16 protein-coding genes are annotated in these 17,119 nt (G+C 40.0%); all 16 read right to left on the reverse strand.

Annotation, left to right across the window (positions count from 1 at the left end; genetic code table 11):
* Window positions 1-106 precede the first annotated feature (106 nt).
* Genes rfbD through R70331_RS27770 form a run of 16 tightly spaced genes read right to left on the reverse strand, consistent with a single transcriptional unit; the run spans window position 107 to window position 17,103 of the window.
* Complete coding sequence (rfbD, locus tag R70331_RS27695) at window positions 107-970, reverse strand: dTDP-4-dehydrorhamnose reductase (protein WP_042183341.1); 864 nt, start codon at window positions 968-970, stop codon at window positions 107-109.
* Between the two features lie 8 nt (window positions 971-978).
* Window positions 979-2,001, reverse strand: coding sequence for a dTDP-glucose 4,6-dehydratase (gene rfbB / locus R70331_RS27700; protein WP_042181144.1), 1,023 nt, complete (start codon window positions 1,999-2,001; stop codon window positions 979-981).
* 29 nt (window positions 2,002-2,030) lie between these two features.
* Window positions 2,031-2,579 carry a dTDP-4-dehydrorhamnose 3,5-epimerase gene (gene rfbC, locus R70331_RS27705; RefSeq protein ID WP_042181146.1) on the reverse strand — a complete coding sequence of 183 codons (549 nt, stop codon included), beginning with the start codon at window positions 2,577-2,579 and terminating at the stop codon, window positions 2,031-2,033.
* A 19-nt stretch (window positions 2,580-2,598) separates the two neighbouring features.
* Entirely contained in the window at window positions 2,599-3,342 is a 744-nt protein-coding gene (locus R70331_RS27710; RefSeq protein WP_042181148.1) for a sugar phosphate nucleotidyltransferase, read from the reverse strand.
* A gap of 21 nt (window positions 3,343-3,363) precedes the next feature.
* Complete coding sequence (locus tag R70331_RS27715) at window positions 3,364-4,296, reverse strand: glycosyltransferase family 2 protein (protein ID WP_042181150.1); 933 nt, start codon at window positions 4,294-4,296, stop codon at window positions 3,364-3,366.
* Window positions 4,289-5,254: an NAD-dependent epimerase/dehydratase family protein gene (locus R70331_RS27720; protein ID WP_042181152.1), complete on the reverse strand. Its 966-nt coding sequence runs from the start codon at window positions 5,252-5,254 to the stop codon at window positions 4,289-4,291. Before R70331_RS27720 ends, R70331_RS27715 begins: the two co-directional genes overlap by 8 nt.
* 16 nt (window positions 5,255-5,270) lie before the next feature.
* A complete protein-coding gene (gene dmpG / locus R70331_RS27725; protein WP_231576367.1) occupies window positions 5,271-6,281 on the reverse strand; it encodes a 4-hydroxy-2-oxovalerate aldolase in 1,011 nt (336 codons plus the stop codon).
* Window positions 6,262-7,176 carry an acetaldehyde dehydrogenase (acetylating) gene (locus R70331_RS27730; RefSeq protein WP_042181155.1) on the reverse strand — a complete coding sequence of 305 codons (915 nt, stop codon included), beginning with the start codon at window positions 7,174-7,176 and terminating at the stop codon, window positions 6,262-6,264. The genes dmpG and R70331_RS27730 overlap by 20 nt, the downstream gene beginning before the upstream one ends.
* A 28-nt stretch (window positions 7,177-7,204) precedes the next feature.
* Complete coding sequence (locus tag R70331_RS27735; protein ID WP_197071372.1) at window positions 7,205-8,995, reverse strand: thiamine pyrophosphate-binding protein; 1,791 nt, start codon at window positions 8,993-8,995, stop codon at window positions 7,205-7,207.
* A gap of 14 nt (window positions 8,996-9,009) precedes the next feature.
* Complete coding sequence (locus R70331_RS27740; protein ID WP_042181157.1) at window positions 9,010-9,786, reverse strand: HpcH/HpaI aldolase family protein; 777 nt, start codon at window positions 9,784-9,786, stop codon at window positions 9,010-9,012.
* Between the two features lie 16 nt (window positions 9,787-9,802).
* Complete coding sequence (gene rfbG / locus R70331_RS27745; RefSeq protein WP_042181159.1) at window positions 9,803-10,879, reverse strand: CDP-glucose 4,6-dehydratase; 1,077 nt, start codon at window positions 10,877-10,879, stop codon at window positions 9,803-9,805.
* Window positions 10,876-11,673 (reverse strand): glucose-1-phosphate cytidylyltransferase, encoded by a 798-nt coding sequence (rfbF, locus tag R70331_RS27750; protein ID WP_042181161.1) that lies wholly within the window; start codon window positions 11,671-11,673, stop codon window positions 10,876-10,878. Before rfbF ends, rfbG begins: the two co-directional genes overlap by 4 nt.
* 17 nt (window positions 11,674-11,690) lie before the next feature.
* Entirely contained in the window at window positions 11,691-13,241 is a 1,551-nt protein-coding gene (gene rfbH / locus R70331_RS27755) for a lipopolysaccharide biosynthesis protein RfbH (RefSeq protein WP_231576368.1), read from the reverse strand.
* Window positions 13,238-13,657: a GtrA family protein gene (locus R70331_RS27760; protein ID WP_042181163.1), complete on the reverse strand. Its 420-nt coding sequence runs from the start codon at window positions 13,655-13,657 to the stop codon at window positions 13,238-13,240. The genes rfbH and R70331_RS27760 overlap by 4 nt, the downstream gene beginning before the upstream one ends.
* Window positions 13,658-13,666: 9 nt before the next feature.
* Entirely contained in the window at window positions 13,667-15,460 is a 1,794-nt protein-coding gene (locus R70331_RS27765) for a hypothetical protein (RefSeq protein ID WP_042181164.1), read from the reverse strand.
* Window positions 15,461-15,471: 11 nt separating this feature from the next.
* The gene (locus R70331_RS27770; protein ID WP_052419239.1) at window positions 15,472-17,103 is read right to left on the reverse strand and encodes an acyltransferase family protein; all 1,632 of its coding nucleotides are present in this window, start codon (window positions 17,101-17,103) and stop codon (window positions 15,472-15,474) included.
* Window positions 17,104-17,119: the final 16 nt, after the last annotated feature.

Here is a 17,119-nt window from a genome sequence, read left to right on the forward strand (position 1 = left end):
AAACCTCCCTGATAGGCAGTCGCCGGTTAGGGAGGTTTTTACAGATATTACAGAATAATTTTACTGTAATGCTTGTTGCTATTCATTTTAACAGAAAACATTACAGCTAGTTTTTCAGCTCCATTAAAAAATCCTTTAAACCTTCACGCCATGGCCGGATGTCCTCGAACCCGTTCGTCCGGATGGACAGGTGCTCCATCACAGAGTAACGCGGACGCGGTGCCGGACGCGGAAACTGCTCAGTTCCACAAGGCTCAAGCGCAGCTGTGAATTTAAGTCCGAGAAGTTCTTCAGCTTCAGCAAAGATGGCCTGTGTGAATTCATACCACGTGCAGGCCTCGGAGTTAGAGGCATGGTATACGCCATACTTCTCCGTCTGGATCAGCTCCAGCAGAAACCGGGCTAAATCCACTGTGTAGGTTGGGGAACCTTTTTGGTCATCTACAACCTGCAGGAGAGGTTTCTCCTGGCCGAGCTTCAGCATGGTTTTGACAAAGTTATTGCCGTATTTGCCGTACACCCAGGAGGTACGGACAATAAAGAACTTCGAGGACAGGGATTGAACCAGTATCTCCCCTGCCCGCTTGGATTTACCGTAGATGCTCTGCGGATCGGTATTGTCGTACTCGTGATACGGCTTGCTGCCCATTCCATCAAAAACATAATCCGTACTGATGTACACCAGCTTCGCCCCAGCCCGTTCTGCGGCAAACGCCACATTCCTGCTGCCGGTGGCATTGATCAGGTAAGCTGCATCAATATCGGTCTCAGCTGCATCCACTGCTGTGTGGGCGGCACAATGAATAACCGCATCCGGACCGAAGCCGCCGATAACCTCCACACACTGCTCCAGATTCGTGATATCCATCTCCTGACGGTCGCAGCCCAGCACCTCATGCCCCTGCTTTTGCAGCAGCAGTACGAGATCCTGGCCCAGCTGTCCCGCTGATCCGGTAACAAGCACTTTCATTGTAGCCATTACAGGGAATCCCCCAAACGGCTGCCGTATTGAAGCGCGGTATATTTCTGGTATTCCCCGGACTGGATACGGATCCACCATTCCTTATTGTTGAGATACCATTGGATCGTTTCCTTGATACCGGTCTCGAACGTGTGCTTTGGCTTCCAGCCCAGTTCATTCGTAATCTTGGCCGGGTCTATGCCGTAACGGCGGTCGTGGCCCGGACGGTCCTGTACGTAAGTAATCAGGGATTCCGGCTTGCCCAGCTCCTCAAGAATCGTCTTCACAATGTGCATGTTAGTCCGCTCATTATTGCCGCCAATGTTATAAACTTCACCAATAACACCATTATGGATAACCAGATCAATCGCACTGCAGTGATCCTCTACATACAGCCAGTCACGGATATTAAGCCCATCGCCGTAAATCGGAAGTGATCCATCATTAAGAGCGCGTGAAATCATCAACGGAATCAGCTTCTCCGGGAACTGGTAAGGGCCATAGTTATTCGAGCAGCGGGTAATATTCACCGGCAGTCCGAAGGTCTCATGATACGCACGCACCAGCAGATCCCCGCCGGCTTTACTGGCTGAATACGGACTATTCGGAGTCAGCGGGGTTTCTTCTGTAAACAGCCCCGTAGCGCCTAACGTTCCGTATACTTCATCCGTAGACACCTGTACGAATTTCGTCACACTGTATTTTTTAGCTGCATCCAAAAGCACCTGCGTGCCTAGCACATTCGTCTTCACAAACACATCCGGCTCAAGAATACTCCGGTCCACATGCGATTCCGCCGCAAAGTTGACTACAACATCAACCCCCTGGCTAATCAGCGCATCCATCGCCGAGACATCCGTAATGTCTGCTTTGATAAAAGTGTAGTTCGGGTTGCCTTCAATTGCTTTCAGGTTTTCCAGGTTTCCTGCATACGTCAACGCATCCACATTTACGATTTGATAATCCGGGTGCTGCTGCAGCATGTATATTACAAAGTTGCTACCGATAAAGCCGGCTCCGCCGGTTACGAGGAGTTTCATGTTTAGCCCACCTTTATTCTTTTAATAATCTAATCAAAGTTCAGCTCTGCGTCTTTCAAAAGCGGATGAAGTTTATCCTTCTCAGAAAGCACAGGGTTAGAAGTAGGCCACTCAATACGAAGAGCCGGGTCACTCCATAATATGCCGCGGTCATTCTCAGGGGAATAATATTCGTCTACTTTGTACAGCACTTGAGTATTAGGGACGAGTGTACAAAATCCATGTGCAAAGCCCTTAGGCACCAATAACTGGCGCTTATTATACTCACTGAGAATGACGCCAACCCATTGGCCAAAAGTCGGCGAATTACGGCGAATGTCGACAATAACATCATAAATGGCACCCGTTAAAACTCGAATAAGCTTAGTTTGAGCTTTAGGATTTAATTGATAATGTAATCCTCGCAGTACCCCGACTTCTGCTGAAAGAGATTGATTATCCTGAATGAAATTGTAATTAACACCAAGATTATGCATAATATGTTCATTGTAGCTCTCCATAAAAAAACCCCGGTTGTCGCCATGGACCACCGGTTCGAGTAAAATAGCATCTTGTAAAGTTAACGGAGTAAGCTTCATACTGAGTACCCTCCAGATATTATAATTTCAATCTTCCGAATTCATCAGAAAATGTAATATTTTGAGCATATTCATTTGCCTTTGCCAATGAAGGATGTGTTCCAGCGTCTGTCCACCAGCCCTTAAGAATATCGTACGTCATTTCTTTCCTCTGAATGTATGCGTTATTCACATCCGTAATTTCAAGCTCTCCCCGGGCCGAGGGTTTTAATGTTTTTACGATATCGAACACGTGATGATCGAACATGTAGATACCGGTCACCGCATATCCAGATTTAGGTTCAGAGGGTTTTTCCTCTATTGAGATTATATTCTCTCCATTAAGTTCGGGAACACCAAATCTTTTTGGATCATGTACTTTTTGAATAAGAATCTTAGCGCCAATGCCCTGTTCCATGAATTTCTTAACATATTCTGATATGTTATCTTCAAAAATATTATCCCCAAGAATAACCAGCATCTGGTCCGTTCCGACAAAATGCTCTGCAAGGTCAAGCGCTTGAGCGATACCTCCAGCTTCATCCTGGACTTTATACGTGAAACTAACATTCATTTCTCTTCCGCTGCCTAGCAAATTGACGACGTCCCCCATGTGCTCCTTGCCAGTTACGATTAAAATATCCCGAATTCCTGCCTGCTTCAGCTTAAACACCGAATGAAATATCATTGGATATTTCCCGACAGGCAAAAGATGTTTATTAGTAACCTTGGTTAAGGGAAATAACCGCGAACCAGTCCCACCCGCTAAGATTATACCTTTCACAAAACAGCCTCCAGTGATAGCTTATTTAAAATTTATCCGTTCTTTCTCAACGACTAATGGTCTCTTAAGCACCTGTGTATGGATGGAACCGATATATTCTCCAAGTATTCCAATGAAAAAGAGCTGAACGGAAGAGAATAAAAACAATCCAATAATCAGTGGTGCTGTACCCAAAGAGAAGTAATTCCAGAAAATTAATTTGGCCAGCAGATATACTATGGCTACAAGCAAGCTTAATGCCGACATACCAAACCCCAGCATTGCCGCAAGCCTCAGCGGAATCTTGGAATGATTGGTTATCCCTAGCATTGCCATATCATACAGGGTATAAAAGTTGTTTTTAGTGATTCCGCGTTTTCTGACCGGCTGGGTATATTCAATTTTATAGCTCTCAAAACCAACATCAGAGATTAAACCTCTAAAATAAGGATACGGGTCATCTATTTCTCTTAGAATTTGAATGATTTGCTGGTCATATAATCCGAAACCTGTATTATTCTTGGTCAACTCTATTTCTGATACCCGATTAATAAATCGGTAATACATTCTTCGGATTGCAAACATCACCGGGCTTTCATGGCTTTGTGACTTAACTCCCAACACAATTTTATAGCCTTCTTCCCACTTTGCAACAAAATCTCTTATCATCCCGGGAGGATCCTGTAAATCTGCAACTAATAATATTACCGCATCCCCTGTGGCTTGCAATAACCCATGATAGGGAGAACGAATATGCCCAAAATTACGTGAATTAACAATAACTTTAACATTCTTATCTTTAGCCGAAATTTCCTTTAAAATAGAAACGGTTCTGTCCTTTGAAGCATTATCAATGAAGATATGCTCATAATCATAGCCCTCTAATCCCCCAATAACTTCCTTGACCTGATTATAAAGCTCTTCAACATTCTCTTCTTCATTATAACAAGGGGTTACAATACTGATACTATGCATTTTTCCACCTGTTTTCTAGCAGTCTATATCCATCAATTATACTTTGCAGTGAATTATGCACGGGAGAATATCCAATGATTTCAGCCTTGCTGTTTGATGAATAATAATTAGTCTTAGAGCCTGTTGCGGATTGCAAACTGGCGTCCTCTTGAATCTGATATTTCAACCCATAATTTTTTGAGAAATAATCCAATATCTCAAATTTGCTAATAGAATTCAATGAGTATACATCAAAGGCCGTGTTTACATTGCTGCTATTCATACATAACTGAATTAATGCATCCAAATCCGTCGGATGCACGTAGTCTCTTATGATATTCTGCGGAGTAGTCAACAGGATCTCACCCGATTGAATAGAGTTAACAATATCCGTCAGCAGGAATTTCGAGTTAAGATCAATAAAGGAACTGAAAAAACCGAATATACGCAAATCAATGATACTTTTATCAGTTAAACTGCGATGTTTAGCTTCAGTATTTAACTTTGTAATTCCATAAAAATCTTGCGTTGATAATTTATTTAGATCATAGTTGGCTGATTTAGTAGCAGACGCAGGTGAATGAAAGTCTGACCCATAAGCGGCACCGCTGCTAAAATTAATATACATAGTAGAATCATGTTCCTGAAGATATTTGAGAACCAGATTGTCATAATCTTCAGTAACACTAAATACAAGGAAAGGATTTCTGATCAATTCGCTAGGATTACCAATTCCAATACAATTAATTATGACATCATAGTCAAAATCATTGAAATCTGAAAACGCGGGTGTATAAACTTCATTTTTTTGCAAATCCGGAATGGAGGATAGAGTACTCTTCAGTTTATCTTCATTGCGAGCATACAAGAATAATTCATATCCTTCATTTAATGCCAAGCCATGAATAACACTTTGCGCTATATGACCAGTGGCACCTAATACTGCTATCCTATTCTTTTTACGGGTACTGTAAGTCATATAAGTTCCCTATCCCCTACATATTAATTTTATGTTTTGCAAGAGCTTCAGCTACCTCAATAATCAGATCTTCCTGTCCTGCAACTACCTTCCGCTTACCTAATTCAAAAAACACATCTTTAGGATCGACATTATATTCTTTAGCAATACGTTCAACCGGTTTGGCAAAACCAGAAAAAACGCCTGCCACTCCGCTTACAATATTGGAAGAATTAATATAAGGAATCTTTACAAAATCTTTTTCTGCAATATCAGCAATATCCAGAAGCTTATAGTAATCAATCCCTGTATCGTAGTTCATTTTATGAAGAACAGTAACCAGCACTTCAAGCTGCGCATTTCCAGCACCGGCGCCGAAACCTCTGATTGTCCCGTCAAGAATGGTTGCCCCATTCTCCAGTGCAGTAATAGAGTTGGCAATAGCCAGGCCTAAATTATTATGGGCATGAAATCCTACAGGTACCCCAAGACTGCCCGTTAAAGCTGAAACTTTCTCTTGAACATCATGGGGGAGATATGCACCTGCTGAGTCCATTAACACAACCCCCATTGCTCCATAACTCTCCAGCTTTTGCGCTTCTTCAACTAACCTGGCAGCAGACGCCATATGAGACATCATTAGTACACCGTATACTTCTTTTTCTCTGCTTCTTGCATACTCAATATGGCGTTTAGTAATATCCGCTTCCGTGCAATGCGATGCTACTCTTACAACATCTACTCCTAGATCAATAGCGCTTCTAAGATCTCTTGAAATAGTTGCGAAACCAGGAATGACATGAACGCCCAGTTTCGTTTGCTGCAAATTCTCACGACATGCCTCCAACATATCGGTATCCGAAATCAGGCTCTCACCTAGCTGTAAAGAAGAAGCCCCTAAGCCATTTCCATGTCCAACTTCAAGAATAGGGATTTGCGCAGACTCTGCCAGCGCAGCATATGTTGCGATTTGTTTACGATTTAACTGGTGTTTTATTGCATGTGAACCATCTCTTAGAGTAGGATCACTAATTATAATATGCTGCAAACCCCGCACCTTCCTGTATATCATATTTTTTTTTTGCATATTCTTCAGCTGCGGCTACTGCAGCACAATTAATAATATCAAGATTGCCAGCGTAGGCCGGCAAATAATCCCCTAACCCTCTAACCCGTACCATGATTACTATACGCTCGTTCTCAATAGTAGGAGGAATAATTAATTCGTATCCAGGCACGTAATACTGTATTTTTCGGACAATTTCATTTACCGCTTCAACTAAACTCTCTAAGTTTGGAGTTTTTACAAGTGCAAATACCGTGACTTGCATATCTATACAGGGATCTGCCGGATTTAGATTCAGTATCGTTTTAGTGCGGTATACATCGGAGAACCTTTGGATGCCAACTTCAGTTGCACTTATATATTCATCTATATTTTTTCTGGTTGCCGGTCCCGCACTTTTAGATGCAATACTTGACACCACTTCAATATATTCAACATCTTCCTGTGTTTGCCGAATGGCATAGGCCAATGGAATCGATGCTTGTCCTCCGCAGGTTACCATATTTATATTAGTTGTTTTAAGACATTCTTCGAGATTTACAGCAGGAATACACATTTCACCAATATTAGAAGGGGTCATATCAATTACAAACTTGCCTAACTCCTCTAATATGGGAGCGTGCTTTATATGATCTATGGCCGATGTTGCATCGAAAACGATATCGCAGCAATCCGGATCGTTTATAATTGTATCTATACTATTAGCAGATGTTCTTACCCCAAGACTCTTTGCTTTTTTCATACCCTCAGACATTTCATTTCTGCCTATAAAATACGAGCACTCTAAATATGGAGAGCGATGAACCTTCATCAGCAGATCAGTCCCTATATTCCCGCTACCGATAATAGCTACTTTAATTTTTTCGAATCGCTTCATGTTGTTTCAACTCCAATATACCCAGGTATTATTTTAACATATTATTCTCAAGCTCTTCCCTGCTTAAAAAAGGAAACATATCATGAATCGGCATAGAGATCATTGTACCGTCATCAAGTTTTTTCGATGATACTGTTGGGATTATTTTCTGATCAGGCTGGCTGATAATTTCGCAAATTACAGGTCCGGACTGTTCCAGTGCCTCTTGTAAACTGGAGGACAACATTTCTCTTTCACTACAGACGATGTAAGGAATATTGTAAGCTGCTGCAATTTTTGACAGTTCAGGTGTCGATACACCTGAAGTACCGTCTGATCCGACGTAATGTCCGGCAAAAAAGTTATCCTGTGTATTTCTTATGGAGACGTAACCGTCATTATTGATCACAAACAGTTTTACATTCAAATTGTTGTGGCGCATTGTTTGCAACTCTTGAATGTTTGTCTGAAGAGAACCATCCCCCGTCACACAGATAACATTAATAGCAGAGTTAGCTGTAGCTGCGCCAATACTTGCAGGCAATGAATATCCCATAGCTCCAAGTGCGCCGGATACGATATACCGCTGGTCATCCTTTAGTTTAAATCCTTGACCCATGACATAAAATGCAGAACCGGCATCGGTTACCACCGTTTCAGTGCCCTTAGTAACTTCACTTAGTATTTCAGCAAATTCGTAAAAGTTAATTTCCCCGCTTTCAAGCTCATGAGCTTCTTTAAATACCGCATATTGCTCTTTCCAACGGGTACAATTTATATTCCATGCTGAATTCTTATTTTTGTAACCAACAGTCTGTACTGCCTTTGATAAACCTTGAATAAAGTCTGTTAAATCTGCATGAATTTTTTCATTTACTCCAACGTTTTCTCTTTTCAATACCGCTTCATCAAGCTCAACCTGCACTTTATACGCATTTACAGCAAACTTATCCAGTTCATATCCAGTGGTCTGAGTGTGTAAGCTGCTGCCAAGAGACAGAATAAAGTCAGCATTCTGCACGGCAAAATTCCCTGCCCGATCCCCTTTCACTCCCGGATGACCGATAAACAGCTCATTATCATAAGGAAGGGTATCTTTTGCCAACTGTGTAGTAAGGACTGGAACTCCAAGTAGTGAAACCAATTCTCTGAATGCACGAACTGCACCTGCCGAACGAATTCCATGACCTGCCAGAATAACAGGGCGTTCAAAAGTTTCTATTTTCTCCAAAATCTCTACACAAACTGCATGTAAATCCTGTGTAGCAGAGGCCGGTGCTTCAAATCCTTCAAGAAGATCAGGGTCAATTATCGCCCCTTGAATATTAAGGGGGATATCCAATAATACCGGACCGGGCCTGCCATCCTGCGCCATAAAAACTGCTTTTTCAAGATGATATTTGATACTTTCAGGACTATCGATAAAAGCTGCATATTTAGTTATGGATTTCACAATAGGCACAATGTCGACCTCGAAAGTACCGAACTGTCTCAATGATTCAATTTGTGAACCTTGAATGGTTTGTTTCAAATTACTTTGACCAGTCAAAAATAGACACGGAACAGAATCAAGCCAAGCTCCAGCAATTCCAGTTACCGTATTGGTAGCACCCGGCCCACTAGTAGCGTAACACAGCCCAATAGTTCCGGATTGCCGTGCATAGCCTTCGGCGGCCATCGCACTAGCCTGTTCATGATGATTACAGTAGTAGGTAATTTCATCAGCCTTCCCTACTGCATCGATCAAATGCATCATACCGCCACCAGATAACATAAATGCAGATTTCACGCCTTGTTCTTTCATATACCCTGCAATGTAATCGGCTACTCTCATTCTCATGTGAACTACCTCACTCATAAATGATATATAAACTTCATTTGCTCCACAGCTTCTTGCGATGATTTATAGATGAGATTAGAGTCTACTCCATAAACAAGCACATTTGCCCCTAAAGAATAAGCATTCTTTATATCTTCTTCATTTTTGACCATTATTCCGGCAGCCTTGCCTGCATCACGAATCTTCTTAACACAATCTTCAACAAATTTAAGGATAACCGGATCCTTAACATTACCTTTGCAGCCTAGCGCGATGGACATATCATAAACACCCAAATACACCATATCCAATTTCTCTACTGAAAGAATATCATCGATTAAAGCATAACTGCTCTCATTTTCAATAATGATAGACGAAAACCCATAGCTGTTATTTAATTTACCATGTTCATTCGATGGAGGATTACTGTACTGTGCCGCACGGGTAAAGGGATTATATCCTCTTACTCCTTCTGGGGCATACCTCATATATTTGATTACTGTCTCCACATCATTTTTATCTGCTATTTGGGGCACTATAATTCCATCCGTCCCCAAATCCATTACAGACTGAACAATGCTTTGGCTGATTTTAGGCACTCTTATTATGGACGCGCAACCGGAACCTTGGCATGCACGCACAGAGGAATCCAAAGTATCAAGATTATAAATTCCATGTTCCATATCAAATATTTGAAAATCCAATCCTGAAAGGCCGTATATTTCCGCAAGAATCGGGGATGGAACTATAGACCAGATACCGATCACAGGCTTGCCGCTCTTCAGCTTTTTCTTTAAAGGATTCTCCAACATATATTGTTTACGCTCCTTATTGAGTAATAGCGCCTTCGTATTCAGTTATCTGCTGTAATGACAGCTCGTAAACCGATTGACCATTACTATAGCCTTGATACCACTTTATAATTTGATCCAGTGCTTGCTCCAGGTTCCACCTTGGACTCCAGTTAAGCTCGGCTTTTGCCTTAGAACAATCCAGTTTTAGATATTGCGCTTCATGCGGATGCTTGCTGTTATCGAATTCATAATATGCGCCTTCCCATTTCCGGCAAATTTCCTGAACTATCCATTCAACAGGTTTGGCATCAGTATCTGCAGGACCAAAATTCCAGGCTTCTGCAAACTCTTCCCCGTTTTCATAGAGCTTTTCAGCAAGTAAAAGGTATCCGCTTAGTGGTTCAAGCACATGCTGCCATGGTCTGATAGACGCCGGATTTCTAATAACAATTGCTTTATTCGACATTACAGATCTGATGATATCGGGTACGAGCCTATCTGCTGCCCAGTCTCCGCCGCCGATAACATTCCCCGCCCGTGCAGAAGCTACTGCAATAGTTCTACCTTCAATCTGATTATTCAAAAATGAATTCCGATAGGCACTCGTTACCAGTTCAGAACAGGCTTTGCTGCTAGAATACGGATCATGCCCTCCTAACGGTTCATTTTCCCTATATCCCCAATGCCACTCTTTATTCTCATAACATTTATCTGTTGTCACATTAACTACAGTTGTAACACTACCACAGTTCCGGATTGCCTCCAGCAGATTAACAGTCCCCATTACATTGATTTCATACGTTTCAACCGGGTTTTTATAAGATTCACGCACCAAAGGCTGAGCTGCCATATGAATTACAATTTCCGGCTGCGCGTTCTGCATTGCAGCATTTAAAGCCTGATAGTCTCTTATATCGGCAATAATATTATTTTTAAGCAATTTACTAATTTCGCTTAACTCAAACAGATTTGGCGAAGTCGAAGGCTCAAGAGCGTACCCGGTGATTTCGGCGCCCATTGAGCTTAACCAAAGACACAGCCAGGAGCCTTTGAAACCGGTATGCCCGGTCACCAAAACCTTCTTTCCCTTCCAGAACTCTCTATTAATCATTGTGTTTTCACCGACTCTGCATCCCAAATTTTCCAAGGGGCTTTACCGCTTCCCCACAAATCTTCCAGGAGATTTTTATCGCGCATTGTATCCATAGGCTGCCAGAAGCCATCATGCTTATATCCAAACAGCTCGCCGTCTCGTGCCAAACCTTCCAATGGCTCTTTTTCAAAAAAGGTTTCATCGCCACCAATATAATTAAATATATCTGGCTGTAAAACAAAAAATCCAGCATTAATCCAGGCACCATCACCTTTAGGCTTCTCCTGGAACCCCTTAACTTCGTTATTCGGAGCTATATCCAGCGCACCAAAGCGACCGCTGGGCTGCACAGTAGTTACAGTCGCCAAGCGTCCGTGCAACTGATGCTGTTTGACAAGCTCAGAAATATTCACGTCAGCAACACCATCACCATAGGTAAGCATAAACGGCTCATTTCCAATATACTTTTGAATTCTTTTTACTCTTCCGCCAGTCATAGTGTCTACCCCTGTATTCACAAGGGTAACCTTCCATGGTTCCGCAGTATGAGTGTGAGTCACCAATTGATTATCACTTGTGAAATCAAAGGTAACATCAGATTCATGCAGAAAATAGTGGGCAAAATATTCTTTAATATAAAATCCCTTGTAACCTAGACATATTACGAAATCATTAAATCCATAATGAGAGTAGAGCTTCATGATGTGCCATAAGATTGGCTTTTGGCCTATCTCAATCATCGGCTTTGGTCTGAGATGAGATTCTTCACTGATCCGTGTGCCATAACCACCCGCAAGAATAACTACCTTCATGTGAATGCCTCCAGAGTTTAATTTTTTGACAGCACAAAGCTTCTGATTTTACCAACCACGTAATCAATTTTTTCGTGTGTAAGCCCCGGATAGACACCTACCAAGAAAGTATCATTCATAATTTTGTCAGTGTTCGTCAGATCGCCGCTGATCCGGTAATCAACATTTGCAAAGGCTGGTTGGCGTGTTAGATTCCCTGCAAATAGCATCCGCGTCTGGATGCGGCTAGCTTCTAAATATTCAACAATTTCATTCTTAGTGAACTTTGCCCCGTCCTGTACAGTAAGCATAAAGCCAAACCAGCTAGGATCGGAGTTTTCGGTCGCTCTAGGCAAAATGAAGGAATCCCCCAAATCCTTGACACCCTCATACAAACGTTTGAAGTTGTCTTTACGGGCTTGAGTGAACATCGGAACTTTTTTAAGCTGCTCCACTCCGATAGCCGCCTGCATTTCTGTTACCCGCAAGTTATAACCAATGTGGGAGTAGGTATATTTATGATCATAGCCGTATGGTAAAGAGCCGAGCTCCCAGCCAAACCGTTTTTTACAAGTATTATCGCAGCCCGACGGGCACCAGCAGTCTCTGCCCCAGTCTCTGAAAGATTCAATGATGGATTTTAGCAATGCATTGTTCGTATAGACTGCACCGCCTTCCCCCATGGTCATATGATGCGGAGGATAGAAGCTCGAAGTACCAATATGTCCGTGAGTTCCGGTTAATTTTCCGTTAAAAGTAGAACCTAGAGCGTCACAGTTATCCTCGACGAGCCAAAGATTATACTTCTCAGCGATTTCCAGTACCTTATCTAATTCAAACGGATTACCCATGGTATGGGCAACCATAATTGCTTTGGTCTTAGGTGTAATTGCAGCTTCAATACGATCTACCAGTATGTTGTAAGTTCCCAGCTCGACATCTACAAAAACAGGAATTGCGCCGTTCTGAACAATAGGAGTTACTGTAGTCGGAAAGCCGGCAGCAACAGTGATTACTTCGTCACCCGGTTTGATCTGGCGCTCTTTCAGCTTAGGGGATGTAAGGGCAGAAAATGCCAAGAGGTTAGCAGATGATCCTGAATTGGTCAACAATGCATATCTGACACCCAAGAATTCCGCGTACTCCTTCTCAAATTGTTTGTTGTAACGTCCAGCTGTCAGCCAGAAGTCCAGTGATGAGTCAACCAGACTGCGCATTTCCTTCTCATTGTATACGCGTCCGCCATAATTGACATGAGTCGTTTCAATATTAAAACCCTCATCTTTTTTGTGGGCAGAATGATAATAACTTTCCACTTTATTTAGGATATCTTGTCTAAGTAAAGCTTCTAGGCTTCCCTGCTCAATAACATCTAATAATGCTACACATTCTTTTAGATGTGCTTCTTTCTTATTTAAATCACATAAAATGGATTGCTTTGCTCCTTTTAATTTCAGTTCAAGACCTTTAGAAGCATTTCCCTCTATGTCTCTAGTCGCTACAATAATAAAATTATCTATACTTTCCTCAACTATGACACCTCTAAAATCACTATTATTAACTGAAACATAATTACCAATATTACTCACTTAATAATCCTCCCTTTATTAAAGCTCCAATATTTATGTCCAAAAAAACTAACAGCAGTGGTTATGAATAGCGAAAGCAATTGCGCAATCAAGACTTCAACCCCAACCCATTCTACAAAAAAGCTTAGTGTTGCTAAATTCAGAAAAAGAGTGACTAGGTAGACAAGGCAAAACTTCAATACACGTGATAATTTTATTTCGGCTGTATTAAAAGTCCACTTACTATTCCACAAAAAACTATTAACAACCCCGATTATATGTGAAATTACAAGTGACAACGGGTAACTCCATTCTGCTACAGTATAACAAATATAGAAGAATCCATATCCCACTAAGGTATTTAAAACACCAACAACCAAAAATTTTATCGTTTCTTGTTTCAACAGACTGCTCAGGAAGCTAGCTTTTCTCTCCATAGTGCATCACTACTCTCTAGTATAATACAGCATACGACTACTCCATAAAATATCACCCGGTGCAGAAATCCATATAAAATAATAATCATCATTCGCTTTATATATTGCATATTCATTCGGTTGCAATTCAGCAATCGTCTCATTGCTTTGTACTTTATTCGATAAGATATAAGGCTGATTGGTATCCATACGAATTAATTCAGTTCCTAAAGCATCTAAATCAATTAGTCTGTAATAAAGCTTTTCACCCTTTATTGTAGTTAAAGGATAGTTGCTGTCAGGAATACTCCAATTCTCCGGGTTCAATATTACACTGGTCTTCTTCATGGTGCTGGATAGAAGTTCTCCGCTTATATTAATAAATTTCTTCGAGCCTGAGTCAAATCTATATATCAGAGTATCATTAATATTTTTCTCGAATATATTAATCTCATTTATATTGTTAAAGTAATTAACTTTAAAATCGGCCTTGTCAGTATATACTTGAAAAAATAATGAGTCCAGCAATGTCCAATCTAAAGCAGTATCATTCTTCTCAATATAAAGAGTTTTTTTCTTAAGTTCTTCTCCATTCTTTACAAGGATCTCATCATGAGCAGATTCAGCTATAATTTGTGCACTCACAAAAAATACATTATGCTGATAGTTTTTATAGTATATATTTGACATTAAAGATGCCGTTACAAAAACCATTAAAAATATGGATACTCTTTTTGTATTCCAATTGTCCTTTAACAAATAAAAAACAAAAATTAAAAACACTGTATAAGGCGCATATAACCATCTAAACTCCTGTCTAATAGTTATCGAGCTTGCCAGCAGTAAAGAGCCTATTAAAACTATACTTATTAGAAATACAACTATATATTTTTTATTGAACTTACTTTGCCTTATACTGAAAAGCACAAAATACAATATAGTAACAAGAATAATAAGACTCAAAACTTGTATATACTTACTACTCTCTGTGAAATCTAAACCACTTAAATAGCTTAGTCCAATATTGAATCCAAACATATTCAAAGTCCCTGAGATAAAAAATTTCAAGATACGCAGAATGTTAAAGTCTATTGCTGTTCCGCCCGTCCCCTCAAGAAAGGTAGATGCGAAAAATATTTTTTTTATAAAATAATTCAGTATAGTAGGTAGAACTAGCAACCAGCTGTAAAGCATCTTCCTTCTTATCTTCAAACTAAAAAACCAAAAAGCGATTACCAAGGCTGGAAATATAACTATATATCTCTCATGTGTAAAAACAATCAAAAAATTCAAAATACAAATCAGTATTAAATACTTCTCTCTTTTAGTTTTATCGTATTGGAGAAGGCCTCCTATTATAAGAACTAAAAAAAACAAACAGAGAGCCTCCATTAAACCAAATGTTTGAAGTATATTATAATAAGAAAATCTTGAAGTAATATAAAGACAAGTAATTAAAAGTGGAACTAGAATCTCAAATTTATTTCTCCCCTTAATCAATGCATAGAGCACAAAAAAAATCGTCACAGCGATGATATAGTTCATCAAAAGGTTAATATATCTATATGCTGGATAGTTAGGTCCAAAGCTTTCAAAAAGAAGGAACTGTACTATGTTATAAACCGGTCTATACTTATCAGCAGCAGCAGTCTGAAAGGAATAATTCACAAAACCAGTATTCTCCGTAAACATTCTCCATGCATTCAAATCATCGCCCATAAAAACACTAAAATCAAAGCTATTAAACCAAACTAAATTAATGATTAACAAAATTAGCAAACTTCCAAAAATCCCCACCCTGTAATTAATTACTTTTTTCGCCAATTTTCTCCGCCCTATTCTTCAATTGATATTTTACTAATAAGAGCACTCATTTCTCTTTGATCAGCATCATCTTTATCAGGTACATGTATTGCATTAAATTCCATAGTTACCAAATGAGATAATCCCTTTCCGTTATAGGGAACTTTCATCAAAAAACCCTCACCGCTTTTAATATGAACTTCCTGGACTAAATTATTATCAATATATAGAATAGCGTAGTTTACTTCTTTAAAGGATTCAGGAACAAATCCTTCAATCCGAAGGGTTACATCCTTAGAGGGGAATGACAGATCTACGCTTGCCCTTTGTGCCACCCATCTGTAATTCTCGGAGCTACTTTGAGGCAGCCATCCGCCTTGAAAAATACTCTCGCTCTTAAGATACGGGAATTCTATTTCATTAGGCTTAGCATTGTAAAATGTGAATCCGATAATAAACAAAACAAAAAACACCAGGAAACGTAGCCAGTTCACTCGGAATAACTGGTTATATACAGCAGACAGGGTCCCGAACAGCCGCTTCTTAAGCAACATTTCAAAAAACATCTTCTTTTCTCCCGGAAGCTTCATTTTCTTCAACTTAAGAAAGTTCCGCTCTACTATATACCAGGATAATATAGCTAATACAAAAGTGACCATTAAAGATAGTATAAAGTTAATCCAAACCGTAGTCTTTCCGCCGAACAAATACGTTATTGTCTGTTGTACAGGAAATGCATATAGATATATACCATACGAAAAATCTCCGCGAGCTGTTATTTTTGACAATTTACCTGATGGTAAAAAAGCCAAAAATAGAATCACATAGGTACCACATACAGCAAAGATAGATTTGAAACCGCCGTAATATAATGAAATATATAAAACAAGCAAACATACCATGGCTAAATGTTTATTAAAGAATATTTTATCCTTAAAGAGACAAGCAAGCGTACCCATCATAAAAAACAAAAGCAATTCCATTAATGTATTTACTTCCAGGCCGAATAGGTGGCCGGCTCCTGCAGGAGCAATTGTGCCGCTAAATATATAATAATAGAAGATACATGCAGTCAAAAACAATACCAGGTACTTATGCTTTAGAATCCTCAATAATCCCAGGACTCCAACAATTAGATAACATAAGAATTCAAAGGGAATGGTCCATAACGATCCATTTACAGCTGCCCCGTATGCATTATCTTCAAATACACCGGGCAAATTCCACTGCATAGGAAATAGAAAAACCGCCTTTAAATAGGTTAGTACTCCTCTGTTACTTAGATAATCACCAAATGGTAACGAAGTAACTAAAGGACCTATAATAAAGGCAGAAAAAAGCAGAACGCCTATTAAGCCCGGAAATATCCTCAGTACCCTTGCTTTCAAAAAAGTAATTATATTATTAGAGTATAGATAACTCTGTGTTATCAGCAAACCGCTAATAATAAAGAAAACAAATACAGCAAGATTACCTAGTGTGACTTGCCCATTAGAGAAACGATGTAAAGGATCATCATAGCCCGCCCCGGATAGGGGATATGCATGAGAAAAAATAACCATAATAGCTGCAATTAATCGTATTAAGTCAAAATAATTTTCTCTTCCCTTTAATACTTGCTCCAGGTTCTTCCCCGTCTTATTACTCTCATTTGTTAATTGCATGATTTCCCCTCTAACC

It is taken from the genome of Paenibacillus sp. FSL R7-0331, from assembly GCF_000758645.1.
Classification (GTDB): Bacteria; Bacillota; Bacilli; order Paenibacillales; family Paenibacillaceae; genus Paenibacillus_AQ; species Paenibacillus_AQ camerounensis.

Excerpts from the sequence above, each read along its gene's own strand:
- R70331_RS27715 (WP_042181150.1), bottom strand. The coding sequence starts at position 4,296 with ATGCATAGTATCAGTATTGTAACCCCTTGTTATAATGAAGAAGAGAAT.
- rfbG (WP_042181159.1), bottom strand. The coding sequence starts at position 10,879 with ATGATTAATAGAGAGTTCTGGAAGGGAAAGAAGGTTTTGGTGACCGGG.
- rfbB (WP_042181144.1), bottom strand. The coding sequence starts at position 2,001 with ATGAAACTCCTCGTAACCGGCGGAGCCGGCTTTATCGGTAGCAACTTT.
- R70331_RS27760 (WP_042181163.1), bottom strand. The coding sequence starts at position 13,657 with ATGGAGAGAAAAGCTAGCTTCCTGAGCAGTCTGTTGAAACAAGAAACG.
- rfbF (WP_042181161.1), bottom strand. The coding sequence starts at position 11,673 with ATGAAGGTAGTTATTCTTGCGGGTGGTTATGGCACACGGATCAGTGAA.
- R70331_RS27770 (WP_052419239.1), bottom strand. The coding sequence starts at position 17,103 with ATGCAATTAACAAATGAGAGTAATAAGACGGGGAAGAACCTGGAGCAA.
- rfbD (WP_042183341.1), bottom strand. The coding sequence starts at position 970 with ATGAAAGTGCTTGTTACCGGATCAGCGGGACAGCTGGGCCAGGATCTC.
- rfbC (WP_042181146.1), bottom strand. The coding sequence starts at position 2,579 with ATGAAGCTTACTCCGTTAACTTTACAAGATGCTATTTTACTCGAACCG.
- R70331_RS27720 (WP_042181152.1), bottom strand. The coding sequence starts at position 5,254 with ATGACTTACAGTACCCGTAAAAAGAATAGGATAGCAGTATTAGGTGCC.
- R70331_RS27740 (WP_042181157.1), bottom strand. The coding sequence starts at position 9,786 with ATGTTGGAGAATCCTTTAAAGAAAAAGCTGAAGAGCGGCAAGCCTGTG.
- R70331_RS27735 (WP_197071372.1), bottom strand. The coding sequence starts at position 8,995 with ATGAGAATGAGAGTAGCCGATTACATTGCAGGGTATATGAAAGAACAA.
- R70331_RS27730 (WP_042181155.1), bottom strand. The coding sequence starts at position 7,176 with ATGAAGCGATTCGAAAAAATTAAAGTAGCTATTATCGGTAGCGGGAAT.